Here is a 16,223-nt window from a genome sequence, read left to right on the forward strand (position 1 = left end):
CAAATGAAAAATAGTATAGTTTTAATTATTTCGTGTGCGCTTTTACTTGGATCAACACTTTCGTGTAATGATTTTCTGGACTATGAACCTAGGGGAGTATTATCAGAATCTGATGTTGTTACACCAAAAAATGTGGATGGCTTCGTTAATGCAGCCTATGCCTCTTTGGGTAATGATCATTATGATACCCCGTTCAGTTTATGGCCATATGGGAATGTACGTTCAGACGATGCCTATAAAGGAGGAAGCGGAACCAATGATCTTCAGACATTCCATTTTTTTGAGATATCGAATAATATCCGTTCAGATTTTGGAGAATTGGATAAACTATGGTACCTTAACTACGTAGGGATTTCAAGAGCCAATAAAGCAATTGTAGCTCTCAATAAATTAACTGATGCCGAATATCCCAATAAACAGAAAAGGATTGCAGAAATGAAATTTGTAAAAGGGCATTTTTATTTTATGCTTAAAATTCTTTACAAATATGTTCCTTATGTTGATGAGAATACACCAATAGAAGAATACAAGAACATTTCAAACAGAGCATTCACAGATCAGGAACTTTGGAATGCCATTGCCTCTAATTTTGAGTATGCTGCAGAATATCTTCCTGCCACCCAGCCCGAGGTTGGAAGACCAAAGAAAAGTGCGGCTTATGCCTATCTTGCAAAAGTCAGACTTTATCAGGCCTATGAGCAGGATGACAATTATGGGATTACGAACATCAATAAAGTCACCCTTCAAAAGGCAATAGATGCAGCAAATCAGGTCATTGGAAATTATTCGCTGGAATCTGATTTTGGAAATAATTTTATGCCGGGAGGCTATGAGAACGGACCGGAATCTGTGTTCTCCATCCAGTATTCTGATGATGACGGAACACTTTTCGGAAGACTAAACTATGGTGATGTCCTTTCACTGCCACAAGGCTTGGGATGCTGTGATTTTCATAAACCAAGTCAAAATCTTGTCAATGCGTTTAAGACCAATGCACAGGGTTTACCCATGTTTGATAACTACAATCAGACGGATGTCGATTACCACCATTTAGACAATTTTACGGTAGATCCAAGGTTATACCATACGGTAGCAATGCCTGGACTTCCATGGAAATATGACCAAAACAAGATCTATCAGGAGAGCTGGGTGAGAAGCCCGGGAACCTATGGATACTATGCTTCATTAAAAGAAAATGTTCCGCCAGGTTGTAGCTGTTCCGTCAACATAGATCCATTCTATGGAAACTCAAAGAATAGGATTATCATTAGATATTCTGACGTGTTGCTCATCAAAGCAGAAGCATTGATTGAAATGGGGCAAGAGCAGGCAGCACTACCGCTGATCAATCAGGTAAGGGAAAGAGCTGCTGCAAGTAACCATTTTACAGGAAGTTATACCAGTAATAATTTGATCCATAAGTATGAGCCGGGGGTCAACTGTGTATGGAATCAGGATTTTGCGAGAAAGGCAATGCGTTGGGAAAGGAGAATGGAATTTGCCATGGAAGGAAGCCGTTTCTTTGACCTTGTTCGATGGGGGGTTGCAACAGAAACGATGAATTCTTATTTTGCTGTAGAAAAAAACAAAAGAGGCTATTATAGTGAAGCGGGTTTTGATCATGGAAAAGAAGAGTATTGCCCCATTCCTTTAGCACAAATCAATTTTAGCCAGGGATTATATAAACAGAACAACGGATACTAAAAAAAATTTAATAAATAAAATGTTTAAGCAAACAAATCTAAAAATAGTAAGTTTCGGAGAGATATTGTACGATGTTTTTGGAGAAGAAAAAAAAGTTGGAGGAGCTCCCCTTAATCTTGCATTAAGAACCCGCTCTTTTGGATTCGAGACAACAATCATCAGTGCTGTCGGAGAAGACAAAAATGGAGAGGATCTAAAAAAATATATTGAAGAAAATGGTGTTGGTATCAACAATGTGATTACCGACCCAGACCATGAGACAGGTTGGGTCCAAGTTCATCTTAATGAGCGAGGTTCTGCGACTTATGAAATCAAATTCCCAAGTGCCTGGGATTTTATAAAAAATAATGAAAGTATACAGAATACTGTTTTAGAAGCTGACATATTCTTTTTCGGAAGTTTGGCATGCAGGAATGAAGTTTCTAGACATACCCTTTTCGAACTTCTTCATAGTAATCTTGGAATGTATAAAATTTTTGATGTCAATCTCAGAGCACCTCACTATACAATTGCATTATTGAAGCAGCTCATGGATGAATCTGATTTTATAAAATTCAATGATGAAGAGATTCTTGAAATTGCTAATGAATTGGGATTTCAATCCAGCAATCTGGAAGAAAATGTCCAATTTATTGCCCAAATTACGAATTCAAAAGGTATCTGTGTGACAAGGGGCAAACATGGCTCTATTTTATTATGGGAGGGTACCTTTTATTATCATAATGGTTTTATTGTTAAGGTTGTTGATACGGTAGGAGCTGGAGATTCATATTTGGCAACCTTAATAACTTCATTGTTAACCGATGGAAATCCTCAGAAAGCTCTAGATTATGCCAGTGCAGTGGGTGCTATCGTGGCAAGCCACCCTGGTGCTAATCCTGACATAGAAAATTCGGCAATCGCGGATTTTTTAAAAAAGGATATTACGGAACAATGATTCTCCCTTACAAAAGGCTGCATAGTTGCAGCCTTTTTTCGATGATTACATCAAGATTAGATTCGCAAAGTATATAAAAATCTATTTAGCATTGGTAAATGTTGGAGAAATCATTATCATAAATTGTAATTACATCTTACCTTAATACCCTTGACCTGATTCGGCTTAATGGTTCTTTCGTTATACCTAAATAGCTGGCAGAAAATGTTGTGGAAGTGCCTTACGACCATGCCATGATATACACGCTTCATCGCCAATTTGAAAATCTCCACTGTTCTTTTTTCAAAATGTATTGTTTGACGTTTTTTACAATAATAATTTTTCGTCTATTAGTTTTGGCTATTGAGGTTTTCCATGCTTTTTTAGACATAGTAACTTCTTTCTTAATTGCTCCTTTGAAATTTAGGTAATCATCATATCCAGCAAGATTATCATACGATGGCCAATGAGTATCAGCTAGCATCCCTAGCCAAGTCTCCCAAAAGTGAATATCTGTTTTTTTGTTTTCTAAGCCAATCCTTGAAGGTAGGAGGATTAAAAGTGATTTTGGCTGATATTGATTCCTTTGGCAGTCAGTCCAATTTGAAAAATCCACATTAGTGAATCCCCTTTGTTATAGAATCATTTTTTTAATCATTTAATTGGACAACCAATTAAAAAGAAAAGATATCAAGTGTTTACTAACCAGTATTATAAAGATAAATATCTACCTGTTTATCGATATAATTCGATGTGTATTCTAAGTCATTTTAAATCGAAATGTCGGTACTTTGTGACGGAAAAAAAATAATCAAAATAGCTTTTTTACTTTATAAAATATTTTGTTGTTGACAAATACAAATGATAACAACATGAAAATAATAAGCAAAATTGATTATACATATATTGTAATTAATGATGCTAAAAATACAAATGTTAGATCATAACTCTATAAGTTTCTTCAGATTCTGAGAACATAAATGAATAATGTAATCAGTCCCTTCTCATTCTCCTTGATCCCTCAAAATGGTAAGAAATAAGGAGGCTGTTTTTAATCTTAATTTATTTTTATAAAAATACACTAAAAATGAAAAAAATATTTTCTTTATTGATTCTTTCAATGTACACGGCAGTTTGTGCTCAAGTGGGTATTGGAACAGCGACCCCTCAAAAAAGTCTTCATGTGAATGGTTCGTTGCAAGTTACGAATGAACTTAATGTCGGAGGTAATAGTACTACCGCAGGTTCGCCAGGTCTGATTGGTCAGGTACTGAAATCAAATGGACCAGGCACCGCACCTTCATGGCAAACTTTAGCGGGTGTTCCCACATCTACAGGGACAGTAATAGCTGTTAATGGACAGTTTTTAGTTGCACAGGAAATTACTGTTCAAATGACTGCTGACTTTACAGCCGTTGGGTCTCCCGGGGCAACGGTAGCTAATCCCATTGGTAATCTCAATAATGAAATTATTGATAATGAAAGTCTTTATGCCGGAACGGCTACAACCAATTCTTTTAAAGTTTCTGCTGACGGGGTTTATCAGATTAATATGAATGTGCAGATTTCTACCGCCAATGCAACCTCACCGGTTATTGGTATATGGAACAATACCACTGGAGCTTGGGTCGCAAGAGTAAATGACAACTATGTAGCACCAACCGGCGGATTGCAAACTTATACTTTAATTACCTCAATTCCGATGTTGGCAGCAAGCACCTATTCGTTTAGAGCTATAAATACACAAGATTACACACTCAAGTATTTAAGCACAGGCTCTACGGGTTCAGGTCCTGTTACGCAGGTTTCTGTAAGACGATTAAAATAAGCCAGTAAAGAACAAAATCCCATCAAAGAAAGGGAATAATAAACAAAATTTATAAACAACAATAGAAAAGCCTTATTTATAAGGCTTTTCTATGTAATATATGTGTGATCAACCAATTAAAAGTAGTCTATATTCGTCTTCATTTTCCACAGAAGCTCTATGAACGCAAGTTAAGACCTTTTGTTCCGGATGACCTAAGGCTAACGTCCTTTTTCTAAATTAACAGGCTCTGTATTGGGTTTACGTTGATTACACAGATCGAAGAAATATTTTTTCAAAAAAAATAAAATTCCACTTCCAGACCGCACTGTAATTCATTAGGCTTTTCTCATATTTAGATTTTCCCCCAATACTCTACAGCTTGGTTGAGAAGGGGATGTCAAGCTTCATTATTTATTAAGGATTATTAGTAGTAATAACAAACATGATCAAAGGTTCATTACCTATATTTTCAATAGAATGATAACCTATGGAACTGATGGCTGTAATATCTCCTTTTTGAAGTATTTTTTTTCGCTCCGGTCCCTGGGTTCCGGTTCTTTCACGATACTCTCCGGTTCCATGCATGACGACATATAATTCTTCTTCCTTTTTTTCATTGTGGGTATGAAACCCGGATTCATCACCTGTATTCAACAGAACCATATAAGCACCCAGACGATTATTAGCCAGTTCATTCCGGTCGAACATTTGGATCATATATACAGTTCCGTTTCCACCATACATTTTTTCACGCTTATCTATACGTGTAATGGTTCGTTCTTCCTTTTCAAAGGCCATTACATACAGGTGAAGGTATTTTGAAACCTCCTGTATAACGTGATCGAATTCCGCTCCTTCAGATAATATAACTGTATCAGCCATTTGAGTTAGATATTAATTTAAAATAATGTACATCAATTTACCAAAAATTATACAGTAATGCAAGCAAAACAGCTTTCATTGAAAAATCAATCATTTAGCAAATCAACAACAATCTATACTCACCATCACTTTCAACGGGAGCCCTATGAACACACGGCAAGACATGTTGTTCCGGATGATCTACCGCCAGGCGCCAAAGATGTCCGGATCCTAAATTGACAGGTTCTGCATTGGGTTTAGGCTGATAATGCAGATCGAAGAAATAGTCTTTCAGAAAGGTTTCGAATTCCGCTTCCGGACCGTCGTGTAATGCTTTGAGCTTTTCCCTGATTTCCGGAATCAGAATTTTTTGTTCTACCTGATGATTGGGCAGGATATCACTTGCAGCGCCGTGATAGGTACATAAAAAAGTATGGGTACCAACAGGTGAACGGTCTACATGATAGGAATATACATCTGTTGAAATAAAATCCAGCTCTTCATCCCGTTCATAACATTTAAGCAAGTTGAGAGAAGGTAATGCTCCCAGATCTGTTAATGACTGCAAATCACTTAAGATTGTTTCTCTGGCCATATTTCCTTTTTCTGATAATTGCAGGGCTAAAAGGTCCTCAACAAAAACTTCTGTAACGTTCTCCTTTAATTGAAGTTGAGACACAATTTCTTTAAAATCTCCGACCAAATTTCTATACCAGCAAATGGCATTCATAGCTCCTTTAAAATCGGTATTTACGAGTTCAGAAAAAGTAGAAACTACTCCAATTTGATCGTTGTCAGAAAATGTAGGGTTCATATTTTGGAAGAAACAGTTGAGTCGCTTAATTCTTTGCAAAAATAAGGAATAGGTGAGAGATTATGCTAAGATTAATCAGGAGTTATTTTTAACGACATTGATCATATGATCGATATCGAATGGTTTTTCGATATAGTCATCTGCTTTGCATTCTTTTGCTTTTTCAGGTAAATCAAACGATGTAGAGGTTAGTACGGCAGAAACATCTTCCGTTTGCGGGTCAGCTTTTAACTCTTCGATCACTTTTGATCCTTTTTTATTTCCTCTGATATGATCATCTACAATCACTACATCAGGTTCAATTTCGTCTATTTTTTCTATAGGTTCGGTGGTTAATGATGATGTAACATCAAATCCTTCTTCCTCCAATACCTGATCCATTATCTCCAGGATCTCTTCATTATCCTGAATAAGGACAACTTTTTTCTTCATATGTTTTTTAATAACTAGTATAAAGGTAAGAAAACTTTGATATGTGCCGCAAGTATTTGACAGACAATTATCTTATTGCTTTGGAAAATGGTCACTCATCATTTTATAAAACACCGCTTCACTGGCAGGTAGTGTACTACACTCATTTGTAGTATTCACATAAATCGCGGCTTTTTCATGATAAAAACGAAAACAGCTCCTGTCTAATTTCTATATTTGTAAGGTTCGGTTTCAGATCTAAAAGAAAGGTTACCTGAAATCCGAAATCAAAGCGATTAAAAAAAGAATAAAGAATGGATAAAATAAATTTATTAATTATAGTAACGGTAATTTCCCTGTTCATTTCATTATTTCTTTCATTTTTTTTGTTAACAGTTAAGACAAAGTACAGGGCAAGCAACACTCTTTTTGCTCTTTTTCTAATCATTACGGCAGTGGATACAAGCGAACCTTTGTTCAGCTTACTATCCGATGGCCCTTCAAATCTGGGAATGTTGAGAAATACACTGGCTTTCTTACAGATTCCTGTTTTTTATCTGTATGTATTATCGGTTTGCTATTCTGATTTTAAGTTTAAGCTTAAATATATCATTCATCTGCTTCCGTTTTTATTGGCGAATGCCGTTTTATTACCTCGTTTTTATACGGTAGATCTTGCTTCCAAGATCAATTTCATTATACATCGTCAAATTATGATAGAATTGCAATTCAATCATGTTCTTTTTCATATTCAGATTGTTATATATCTTATTGCCGTTTTTAGGGTATTAAAAAAAGCCAAAAAATTATACCTTGAAAATTATGCAGGTGCTAATATTAACTCTTATCATTGGCTGTTTCAGTTTACGGTTGTACTGACTGTTTTGTATTTGATTGTCGTTTTCAAAAATATTTTTAAATTTTCCGACTATTCGTACATCTCCGAATGGATGAAAATTGGAATCCTTGTATTTCAGCTCCTTATCGTTTGCTGGTATTTATTTAAAGCCTTAAACAATCCCGGTTTATTTAGAAATATAGATTCAAAATTAAAACTGGTTTCCGATATGGTTTCTGAAGAAAAAAAGAGCGAGCCGGAAACTATCAGTAAAGAACAAAACAGTGCAGAACTATTGAAATTAAAGAAGTATATGATGGAAGAAAAACCATTTCTTGATCCTTCTTTAACCATTCAGCATATTTCTAACGGTATCGAAATTCCTACCCGTGAATTATCCGTTTTAATTAATCATCAGTTAGGACAGCATTTTTACGATTTCGTTAATACTTATCGGATAGAGAATGCGATGGCTATTTTGAAAGATGCTACAAAAAGTAAGGTAACCGTTCTTGAAATCTTGTATGAAGTTGGTTTTAATTCAAAATCCTCTTTTAATACCGCTTTCAAAAAACATACAGGTTATACTCCAACTGAATATCGCAAAAGCTTGTCAGATAGTGTTTTGTAATTATTCGTACCCGTTTTTATAGAGATTCGTACTTATTTTTTTTAACAAATTCGACCGACTACTTTTACTCGGTCGCATAGCTTTAATTTCTCCTGCATATTTGTATCGAAATAATTTTTTAACATAAAAAACGATACAATGAAAAGTAGTATGTATTCACTGGTTCTTATAGGAGTGATGTTGATTTGCCTAACAAGTAATAAGGTTTTGTCCCAAAAAAGAGACTATCGTTTTCTTACGGACAGTTTGAATATGGAACAACAATTGGATTATGAGGCCACAGAAAGAGACTTTAACAGGTTAGGGTATCAATTTCTCAGACTTCAACAATGTGAAAATTCTGTACAGACATTTAATACGGCCTCATTAATTTTTCCAAAGAGCTGGAATGTATTTGACAGCTATGGTGAGGCATTGCTTCAGTGTGGAAAAAAAGAAGAGGCGATGAAGATGTACCGGAAATCTCTGGAACTAAATCCGGAAAATACAAATGCTAAGGAGGTGATTAAGAAAATGGAAGCCTTATCAAAAAAATAAAATTTATGAAATAAAAAAATTAGAAAAAGCTAATATATTAGCTGAAATAAATTTGTATTGATGAAATATGACATTTCAGGAGACGAATCTGAAATATTACCTAACAAATTGGGATTAAAAAAGCCACATGATATTGCTATGTCAGAATTTGAAGGTTTTTTACAGGCAGAAATTAGCTTTACAGAAAATCTCCGTGATAATACTAAATTTGACACAAAATATATATTGAAAATTCATAAGTTGGCATTATCTCATTTATACACATTTGCAGGAAAATATCGTAATGTAAATCTGTCAAAAGGTGGATTTCTTTTTTCTTCTGCAAAATTTCTTCCCGAGTCAATGAAAAGTTTTGAAGACGAAATCCTATTAAAATTACCATCTGATTATAATGATAGGGAAAGTCTGATAAGAGATGTTGCTACTGTACATGGTGAGCTGCTATTTATACATCCGTTTAGAGAAGGTAATGGCAGAACAGCGCGTATACTTGCCAATCTCATGGTTAGAAAAGCAGGGTCTAGTCCTTTGGAATTTGAAAAAATAGGAAAAAAAGAACTGGAACACTATGTCGTTGCAGTTCAAAAAGTCAGCCGCAAAAAACTATGAACCGATGATAGATCTTATCGGGATGATTTTGCGATCTTAGTCTCCACTTTTTTAAGTGTTTTAGCAGCTTCATCAGGAGAGATTCTTATTCCCTCTATCTTAAAAGAAGCTACCGCAGATTTCATAATCTGTTTGCGTAAACCATCCTTATCTTTATGAACTGTTTTCATTTGCTTATTTTTAAGAGAATTTTCTACTATACAAATATAACGTTTTTATTCTCTTTTTTTGTTCTTTTTGAGTAAAATTAAAGCCATATACAACCGCCTCATTCCTAAAAATGAGACGGTTGTATTACTTTATCAATTACCTAAATCTACCATCAAAGACGGTCGGCAATTGAATGATATGGACTGGTTCTGTTCAAATTTTTCTTTCCTTTCTATTGTGCTTTACACATAGCATCCCAAGTTGTCCAAAAATGTGCATTAATGGCACCGGGAAAAGGATTCATGCTGTCTGCAACAATACCTACCATAGAGGCACAGTTGGAATTACAGCCTATTTCATTATAACTTCCCTTTTGAGGAGGGATCTGACGCCATGTCCCGGTTGAACCACTTAACATTTCTACTTTAATATCAAAAATGCCGGATAAGTTAGGCGTCTGAATCTGTTTCGTAGGATTCTCGCTTGAAATGGTATCACTCCAGTTACCTTGTGAGAATGTGACACGCCATGTTGAAATCATTTTGGCTGTATTGTTCTGTGGTGAAAGATATACCCAGAACTGAGCGCCCCCACCCAATTGAAGCTGGCCGGAGGAGTTGACGTTTACGTTTGCTGTTTCCATAATGAATGTATTTTGGTTGATTAGTTTCTGTTGATAATGGCTTTTTGGAAGTACATCAGTTGATTGTACGGTAAGCTGCCATTTTATTTTTTTTAGCTTTGATTTCTATCTCAAAGTAACAAAGAAGAAAGAATCTGGAGTAGCGTACAAATAACCAATTATGGTTTTGAGTAGAAATACTTAATCTTATTGAAACCATTTATCGCGATCATATTTTCGGGAGATTTGCGGGCAAAGGAGGAAATGCTTTATCTTTGTTTTTCGGGGTTGATGATCAGATGTTAGCCGAAATACCTTTATGAACAAAAACAGTTTCTTATTTTCTGCGAAAGGAATTTATATTGCAACTTTTCTTTCTTTAAACACAGTAATGTATGCTCAGAAAAAAACAGATATTTCAACAATTTCAGAGAAGACCTTAAGCAGTATTCTGGAAAAAAACAGAACCTATTATACACAGGGAAAAGTAGCTGATTATATTCCTGAACTGGGAAAAATGGATGCGAAAGCCATTGCTTTTTCAGTGGTTGGAAAAAATGGGCGAGTGCTGAATGTAGGGGACGTTCATAAGAAATTTACGATGCAGAGTATCTCAAAGATCATTGCGCTGATGATCGCTGTCAATGAAAAAGGGGAAGCGAATGTTTTTGATAAAATGGGCTATTTCGGAACCGATAAACCTTTCAATTATTTTTCCAATCTTGAAACTACCGGGAAACCATTGAACCCGATGATGAATGCAGGGGCTATTCTTACGACTTCTTTAATCTCCGGTGAGGGCGAAAAGCCATTTCTTAAAATTTTGGATATGGTTCGTTATATCACCAAAGATCAGACTATTGGGTACAATACATCCGTTTATGAATCCGAAAAATCTACCGGACATCGTAACCGCGGAATGTTCTATCTGATGAAAAATAATGGACTGATTTCAGGAAACGAAGATCAGCTGGATAATTATTTCAAACAATGCTCTATTGAACTCACCGCCGAAGATCTGGCTAAAATAGGGTATTTCTTTGCCAATGAATGCGTTCGGTTTGACGGAGATGCTCAGTATAAAAATGTTGAACTGGCAAAACTCGTAGAATCGCAAATGCTCATTGCCGGGATGTACGAATTCAGTGGAGAATATGCCAGAACCGTAGGTCTTCCGAGCAAGTCCGGTGTTGGAGGTGGAATTACCGTAAGTGTTCCCGGAAAAATGGGCATCGGTGTTTTCAGTCCGGCTTTGGATCAGCATGGAAACTCCTCAGCAGGGTATCATATGATTTTGGATCTGGTGAAGCAGTATGATCTGAGTTTGTTTTAAGACTGATTTCTTTTTCTGTTACTTTCCCCAATCACACCATCTTATTTTTCAGCTCCTTATATTTTGAACGGCCCACCGGAAGCACTTCACCCGTCTTAAGCAGAGCACCATACCGTGTCCCGGGGTTGATGATGATTTTTTCGATCTGTTGAAAATTAACCAGATAGGATTTATGAATCCGTTCAAACCTGTCAGGAAGAAGTTGCTGCAAATGCTCTAGCGATTTATCATGAAGCTCATTCTGCCCATTGCTGAGGTGAAGCTCAGTGTAAATTCCTGCTCCCTTAATGTAAATCACCTCAGAAATACTGATAAGACGAACCTGTCCTGATCTTTTTACAGCAAGATATTTAATCCCTTCATCAGATTTTAAGGCGGGACTGACAAATCTCGTCAAGGCCTTAAAAAGTCTTTCCTGATCAAATGGCTTGGGAACAAAATCAAGCACTCCATACGAAAAAGCGGTAATCGCTTTATCAATATTGGCGGAAACAATGATCGTATGAAAAGAAGCGGCCACCATCTGTTCCAATACCTCAAAACCATTATCACCATTCAGATTAAGGTCAAGTAAAAGTAAATCGGGAAGTTGGCTGGCAATTTGATCAAGTCCATTTTGAAGAGAATCACAGACTGTTATGGTAATAGGTTTGTCCGTAAAGAATTCAGTCGTCATGCGTTGCAAACGTCGGGCAATTCTGGCTTCGTCTTCTATGATTAATATATTCATGATCTTAAAATTTGAATGGTAGATACCCACCCGTTTTCTGTAGAACCCGATTCAAACTTCCAGTTTTGACCGTAGCTTTCACTCAGACGAGCTTTGATATACTTAAAACCGTTTCCACCTATACGGTCTGTCATGATCTGTCGGTTCTTTGCAATAGTTTCAAAAGTATACTGATGAGCATTTTCTGATAAAGAATAGCGGAGTACGAATTGAATCGTGTTTCCGGAAAGCGGTTCACTGTGGGTGATACCATTCTCCAGCAATGTATGAATAATTGCGGGCGGGATCATCTGAGTTTCATCTATTCCTTTCTGTTCCCATATATAATTGATTTCTTTACGAAAACCCATCACAGACAGATGCTGCCGGCAAAGTTCTAATTCTTTGGTTATGGGAATCAGCTTTTGTTCAGAGATCTCGTTCATGATGTCAAATTCTGATGCCAATGCCTGAATGAAACGGGCACCTTCTTTTGGAGACTCTTCCACCCAGTCCATCATAGAGGTTAAAGTATTTCTTAAAAAATGAGGCTGGATATTCTTTTTAAGGAGCTCTAATTGCAATCTTGAGGAAAGCAAAACAGCATTCTGATGTTCTGCCTCGATGACACTCGTACGGATAGAATGAAGATAAAGCATAGACAGCACGATGATCGTAAAACTGATGAACAGTCCAAAATCGTACACCACAAATTTATTAACCAAGGCACTCGCCAAAAGGGCTGCCAGGGCAATAAAACCACCTTTTTCTTTTTGAGCAATGCCTTTTAGCACTACAATAAAAGCAGCTATCAGCATGGCTAAACTGTAAAGTCGGGCCGTCAGATCGTAGTGTCCGTAATTGAACCAATAAAGCACAAGTAGCGTTAGTAACAGGGCGGCCATCAGCCATTTTCCTTTTCTGAAATTAAACTGAATGATAAAATACCAGGGAACCAACAAAGCGTTGGCAAACGTCAGCCATCCGATGATCTCAAGACGGATAAAAAATTCAGAATACGGAATGACTATATGGAATTTCAGGTACTCCATAATCAGTAAAATAAAAAAGAGAAGGCATATGGTCGCAAATATGAGGATGTCTTTTTGTCTGCGCTTGCTATTCAGATAAAGAAAAAAGTAATAGACTGCCGCGATCAGAAAAGCTCCTGCCATCAGGTTCATATAGGCCATTGTAATCAATGGTCCGGTCAATAGTGTTGTATGGTTATTGATGTGGAATCCAATGCTTCGCTGTACATCCGGATGCAAGGATTGAGAACTGCGCATAGCAATGGTGTGAAGACCGGGAGAAATCAGATGATCCGGAATCCTATAGTAGCTGCACTCAGTTCCTGGGATTTCTGGTTGTCCGTTTTTCGGGAGCTGCCCGTTTTTGCCAATCAGTATACCATCCCAGTACACTTCAAAAGCCCCAAAGGAATCAATCTGAAGTCCAAGAGGCCTCAGATCATTTTCCACCGGACGGAGATCAAGCTGAGTACGTGACCAGAATATCTTGTCCGAAGTATTGCCTCTGGTTTCTGACCAGTCTTGATCAGGGTAATTTTTAGCAGCCCACGCCATATCATCCCCGGTTTTATAAACAGGTATTGGGTCTTCATTTCGGATAATAGGCGTGGCTAACAGGTTAAGCAGTGTTAATAAAAATATTAAATTATGCATAATGTAAATATACAAGCTAATTTGAAAAATCTGATGACCGTTTGAAAGCCCGTAGAGTTGTTCAGATGTTTCTGCTGTGAATACATATATCCGCGATTTAAATTTACAGCATGAAACAAATAATCACTTTCTTTATCATTTTATCTGCGCCTTATATATTGGCACAGAATGGTCAGGTAACCGGTATCATTCATGAAAAATCAGGTACACCTGCAGCTTATGTTACCGTAACACTAAAGGAAAATTCAGATCAACCAATTGCCGCCGGTATTTCGGATACTAAAGGGGTATTCCGTCTGGAAAATATCCCAGCAGGAAATTATACTGTCGGTTATAGTCTTGCAGGATTTCAAACCACCAGCAAGCTGATACAGGTTAAAACTAATGAAGTGACCAATGTAGGGACTCTCATTTTAGAACCAGATGCAAAACTATTGCAGGAAGTGTCATTAACCGGACAACATTCATCAGTTAGCTTAAAACTGGACAAAAAGGTGTTCGAAGTGGGAAAGGATGTGCTCTCCCAATCGGGGGCAGTAACGGATTTGCTCAACATTGTTCCCTCTGTGAGTGTCAGCCCAGGTGGAGAAATCAGTTTACGGGGTAACAGCAATGTCTTGGTATTGATCGATGGCCGTCGCACCGGACTTACACAAGGGAATGCTTTGGAACAGGTTCCTGCCGACCAGGTAGAACGTGTGGAAGTGATCACCAATCCTTCTTCCAGATTCGATGCAGCAGGTTCGGCGGGGATTATCAATATCATACTTAAAAAGAACAAAAAAGGAGGTTTCAGCGGACAGTTACGTCTGGTCGGAGGCATTCCCAATGAAACACGTATCAGTCCCAGCCTCAATTATAAATCGGATAGACTCAATCTGTTTGCAACCTATGGCATCCGGTTGTCAGATTATGTTGGTCTGTATACAATGAAACAATCCACCGGACTTTCAGAAACGCTGGTTGATCTGAACCGGAGACAGGATGAGAACAGGCACGATGATGCCAAATTACTCTATTTTGGTGCAGATTTTAAGATCAACGACCATAATACCATTACCGCAGCTTTCATGAGGAACTCAACCCATGATCATGACAAAACGCAACTGAGCTATGTATATTCTGATAAAAATGGGGTGATCGACAGCAGTCTCAGCCGCAGTGGAGAATCGTGGGAAAAACGAAGCTATAACCAACTGGAATTTAATTACACCAAAATTTTTGCTAAAGCAGGTAAGAAACTGACAGTCGATATGCAGTACGATTTCTGGGACAGTGACAAGGACTGGAATTTGTCAACCCACAAAGTCTTCCCGATGGAAGCCGCTTTGCCGATGATCAGAACAAGTTCGATGGGCGAGAGTAAAGATTTTATGATCAAGACAGACATGGTACAGCCTCTGGACAGCACCTCAACCCTGGAATTCGGTTTGAAAATGGAGGATCGCAGGGTAAATAGTGACTTTATCGCTGAACAGCAGAATTCGACAGGTTGGGAGATCATTGATCAGATTGATAACCATCTTTTGTATAAAGAGCTGATCGGGAGTGCTTACGTGCAGTTTTCCGGAAAGACAGGAGCTTTTAGTTACCAGGGAGGTTTACGTGGCGAACTTACTCATATCGGTATTGAAGACCGTGCGGGTAGCTATTCCGCTGAAAAAGATTATAACCGGCTGTTTCCAACACTCAATATCAGTTACCGTTTCAATGAAAAAACCACTTTGCAGGGCAGTTACAGCAAACGGATCAACAGGCCGAGATTAGGGATGATTTATCCGTTTAATGAACTGACTGATTTGAGTAGCCGTTACGTCGGCAATCCGGATCTTAATCCCTCTTACTCGAATGTATTTGAACTGGCTTTTCTTAAAAACTGGAAAACAATTACTTTCAACCCATCCTTCTACTATCAGCGAAATACCGGAGTCATGGAAGATTATACTTTCCGGAATACAGAGGGGCTGTTTATTACCATGCCGGTTAATATCAGTAAAGAAACACGTCACGGTTTTGAACTTTCAATACTCTATAATCCGGTCAAATGGTTGCAGGTAAATACCGAGTTTAATGTATTTCACTATGCCGAACAGGGGAGTTATAAGAACCAAAGTTTCGACTATTCAGGCAGTACATTTACTGCGCGTATAAGCACTCAGTTGAAATTGAAGAATAAACTCGCTTTCCAGACCCTCTATAATTTCAGAGGGGCCAATGCTACTGCCCAAACCCGAACAGATGCCCTGCACAGTATCGATTTTGGACTGAGCAAAACTTTCTTAAAAGACAAAGCAACGCTTATGTTTGATGTGAACAATTTGTTCAGCCTGAGGAAGTCAAACAGCAGAACAATAGGATCAGACTACGAAATCAGCCAAAGTAATATTCCTAATGCTGCCCGATATCGCCTGACTTTGGTCTATAGATTTAATCAAAAAGATAATCAGACTGTACGACAGGCTAAAAGCGGTAACAGAGATTAAGTTAATGCATCCGAAAATTTAATAAACATGATTGGTTATTCTGTAAAGTTTAAATAAACAGAATCCCTAAATTTGATCTTTAACGCTATAGTACGAAAAAAAGATATTGA

The 16,223-nt window shown here is 37.4% G+C and carries 16 protein-coding genes; 8 read left to right on the forward strand and 8 right to left on the reverse strand.

The annotated features are described in order from the left end of the window. Nucleotides 1-3: 3 nt before the first annotated feature. Both NZD88_RS00760 and NZD88_RS00765 read left to right on the forward strand, forming a co-directional pair. Complete coding sequence (locus NZD88_RS00760; RefSeq protein ID WP_259826660.1) at nucleotides 4-1,704, forward strand: RagB/SusD family nutrient uptake outer membrane protein; 1,701 nt, start codon at nucleotides 4-6, stop codon at nucleotides 1,702-1,704. Nucleotides 1,705-1,723: 19 nt separating this feature from the next. Further along, nucleotides 1,724-2,641 carry a carbohydrate kinase family protein gene (locus tag NZD88_RS00765; protein ID WP_259826662.1) on the forward strand — a complete coding sequence of 306 codons (918 nt, stop codon included), beginning with the start codon at nucleotides 1,724-1,726 and terminating at the stop codon, nucleotides 2,639-2,641. Between the two features lie 247 nt (nucleotides 2,642-2,888). On the opposite strand, the gene NZD88_RS00770 is transcribed toward NZD88_RS00765, so the two are convergent. Beyond that, nucleotides 2,889-3,236: a hypothetical protein gene (locus tag NZD88_RS00770; RefSeq protein WP_259826664.1), complete on the reverse strand. Its 348-nt coding sequence runs from the start codon at nucleotides 3,234-3,236 to the stop codon at nucleotides 2,889-2,891. A gap of 504 nt (nucleotides 3,237-3,740) precedes the next feature. On the opposite strand from NZD88_RS00770, the gene NZD88_RS00775 reads away from it, so the two are divergent. Next, nucleotides 3,741-4,448: a hypothetical protein gene (locus NZD88_RS00775; RefSeq protein ID WP_259826666.1), complete on the forward strand. Its 708-nt coding sequence runs from the start codon at nucleotides 3,741-3,743 to the stop codon at nucleotides 4,446-4,448. 396 nt (nucleotides 4,449-4,844) lie between these two features. Here the strand turns inward: NZD88_RS00775 and NZD88_RS00780 are convergent, their stop codons facing one another. The 3 genes from NZD88_RS00780 to NZD88_RS00790 form a co-directional block, all read right to left on the reverse strand. Beyond that, entirely contained in the window at nucleotides 4,845-5,312 is a 468-nt protein-coding gene (locus NZD88_RS00780; protein ID WP_259826669.1) for a cupin domain-containing protein, read from the reverse strand. 94 nt (nucleotides 5,313-5,406) lie between these two features. Continuing rightward, on the reverse strand, nucleotides 5,407-6,105 hold the full coding sequence (locus NZD88_RS00785) for a DUF1826 domain-containing protein (protein WP_259826671.1): 699 nt from the start codon (nucleotides 6,103-6,105) through the stop codon (nucleotides 5,407-5,409). Between the two features lie 75 nt (nucleotides 6,106-6,180). Next, nucleotides 6,181-6,537: a response regulator gene (locus tag NZD88_RS00790; protein ID WP_169236623.1), complete on the reverse strand. Its 357-nt coding sequence runs from the start codon at nucleotides 6,535-6,537 to the stop codon at nucleotides 6,181-6,183. A 293-nt stretch (nucleotides 6,538-6,830) separates the two neighbouring features. On the opposite strand from NZD88_RS00790, the gene NZD88_RS00795 reads away from it, so the two are divergent. The 3 genes from NZD88_RS00795 to NZD88_RS00805 all read left to right on the forward strand — a co-directional run bounded on the left by NZD88_RS00795 (nucleotide 6,831) and on the right by NZD88_RS00805 (nucleotide 9,131). Continuing rightward, complete coding sequence (locus NZD88_RS00795; protein ID WP_259826674.1) at nucleotides 6,831-7,985, forward strand: helix-turn-helix domain-containing protein; 1,155 nt, start codon at nucleotides 6,831-6,833, stop codon at nucleotides 7,983-7,985. A 138-nt stretch (nucleotides 7,986-8,123) separates the two neighbouring features. Further along, nucleotides 8,124-8,522 carry a tetratricopeptide repeat protein gene (locus NZD88_RS00800; protein WP_259826675.1) on the forward strand — a complete coding sequence of 133 codons (399 nt, stop codon included), beginning with the start codon at nucleotides 8,124-8,126 and terminating at the stop codon, nucleotides 8,520-8,522. Between the two features lie 60 nt (nucleotides 8,523-8,582). Next, entirely contained in the window at nucleotides 8,583-9,131 is a 549-nt protein-coding gene (locus NZD88_RS00805; protein WP_259826676.1) for a Fic/DOC family protein, read from the forward strand. Nucleotides 9,132-9,145: 14 nt separating this feature from the next. On the opposite strand, the gene NZD88_RS00810 is transcribed toward NZD88_RS00805, so the two are convergent. Beyond that, entirely contained in the window at nucleotides 9,146-9,301 is a 156-nt protein-coding gene (locus tag NZD88_RS00810; RefSeq protein ID WP_259826677.1) for a hypothetical protein, read from the reverse strand. Between the two features lie 212 nt (nucleotides 9,302-9,513). Further along, nucleotides 9,514-9,924 carry a hypothetical protein gene (locus NZD88_RS00815; RefSeq protein ID WP_259826678.1) on the reverse strand — a complete coding sequence of 137 codons (411 nt, stop codon included), beginning with the start codon at nucleotides 9,922-9,924 and terminating at the stop codon, nucleotides 9,514-9,516. Between the two features lie 298 nt (nucleotides 9,925-10,222). On the opposite strand from NZD88_RS00815, the gene glsA reads away from it, so the two are divergent. Beyond that, nucleotides 10,223-11,236, forward strand: a complete 1,014-nt coding sequence (glsA, locus tag NZD88_RS00820) for a glutaminase A (RefSeq protein WP_259826681.1) — start codon at nucleotides 10,223-10,225, stop codon at nucleotides 11,234-11,236. Between the two features lie 31 nt (nucleotides 11,237-11,267). On the opposite strand, the gene NZD88_RS00825 is transcribed toward glsA, so the two are convergent. Further along, nucleotides 11,268-11,966 carry a LytR/AlgR family response regulator transcription factor gene (locus tag NZD88_RS00825; protein ID WP_259826682.1) on the reverse strand — a complete coding sequence of 233 codons (699 nt, stop codon included), beginning with the start codon at nucleotides 11,964-11,966 and terminating at the stop codon, nucleotides 11,268-11,270. Continuing rightward, nucleotides 11,963-13,630: a histidine kinase gene (locus NZD88_RS00830; protein WP_259826684.1), complete on the reverse strand. Its 1,668-nt coding sequence runs from the start codon at nucleotides 13,628-13,630 to the stop codon at nucleotides 11,963-11,965. The genes NZD88_RS00825 and NZD88_RS00830 overlap by 4 nt, the downstream gene beginning before the upstream one ends. A gap of 110 nt (nucleotides 13,631-13,740) precedes the next feature. Between NZD88_RS00830 and NZD88_RS00835 the strand changes: the two genes are divergently transcribed. After that, nucleotides 13,741-16,113, forward strand: coding sequence for a TonB-dependent receptor (locus tag NZD88_RS00835; RefSeq protein WP_259826686.1), 2,373 nt, complete (start codon nucleotides 13,741-13,743; stop codon nucleotides 16,111-16,113). Nucleotides 16,114-16,223 lie beyond the last annotated feature (110 nt).

The organism is Chryseobacterium pyrolae (assembly GCF_025153485.1).
Classification (GTDB): Bacteria; Bacteroidota; Bacteroidia; order Flavobacteriales; family Weeksellaceae; genus Chryseobacterium; species Chryseobacterium antibioticum.

Excerpts from the sequence above, each read along its gene's own strand:
- NZD88_RS00825 (WP_259826682.1), bottom strand. The coding sequence starts at position 11,966 with ATGAATATATTAATCATAGAAGACGAAGCCAGAATTGCCCGACGTTTG.
- NZD88_RS00835 (WP_259826686.1), top strand. The coding sequence starts at position 13,741 with ATGAAACAAATAATCACTTTCTTTATCATTTTATCTGCGCCTTATATA.
- NZD88_RS00765 (WP_259826662.1), top strand. The coding sequence starts at position 1,724 with ATGTTTAAGCAAACAAATCTAAAAATAGTAAGTTTCGGAGAGATATTG.
- NZD88_RS00785 (WP_259826671.1), bottom strand. The coding sequence starts at position 6,105 with ATGAACCCTACATTTTCTGACAACGATCAAATTGGAGTAGTTTCTACT.
- NZD88_RS00780 (WP_259826669.1), bottom strand. The coding sequence starts at position 5,312 with ATGGCTGATACAGTTATATTATCTGAAGGAGCGGAATTCGATCACGTT.
- NZD88_RS00775 (WP_259826666.1), top strand. The coding sequence starts at position 3,741 with ATGTACACGGCAGTTTGTGCTCAAGTGGGTATTGGAACAGCGACCCCT.
- NZD88_RS00760 (WP_259826660.1), top strand. The coding sequence starts at position 4 with ATGAAAAATAGTATAGTTTTAATTATTTCGTGTGCGCTTTTACTTGGA.
- NZD88_RS00795 (WP_259826674.1), top strand. The coding sequence starts at position 6,831 with ATGGATAAAATAAATTTATTAATTATAGTAACGGTAATTTCCCTGTTC.
- NZD88_RS00790 (WP_169236623.1), bottom strand. The coding sequence starts at position 6,537 with ATGAAGAAAAAAGTTGTCCTTATTCAGGATAATGAAGAGATCCTGGAG.
- NZD88_RS00805 (WP_259826676.1), top strand. The coding sequence starts at position 8,583 with ATGAAATATGACATTTCAGGAGACGAATCTGAAATATTACCTAACAAA.
- NZD88_RS00810 (WP_259826677.1), bottom strand. The coding sequence starts at position 9,301 with ATGAAAACAGTTCATAAAGATAAGGATGGTTTACGCAAACAGATTATG.
- NZD88_RS00830 (WP_259826684.1), bottom strand. The coding sequence starts at position 13,630 with ATGCATAATTTAATATTTTTATTAACACTGCTTAACCTGTTAGCCACG.
- NZD88_RS00815 (WP_259826678.1), bottom strand. The coding sequence starts at position 9,924 with ATGGAAACAGCAAACGTAAACGTCAACTCCTCCGGCCAGCTTCAATTG.
- glsA (WP_259826681.1), top strand. The coding sequence starts at position 10,223 with ATGAACAAAAACAGTTTCTTATTTTCTGCGAAAGGAATTTATATTGCA.
- NZD88_RS00800 (WP_259826675.1), top strand. The coding sequence starts at position 8,124 with ATGAAAAGTAGTATGTATTCACTGGTTCTTATAGGAGTGATGTTGATT.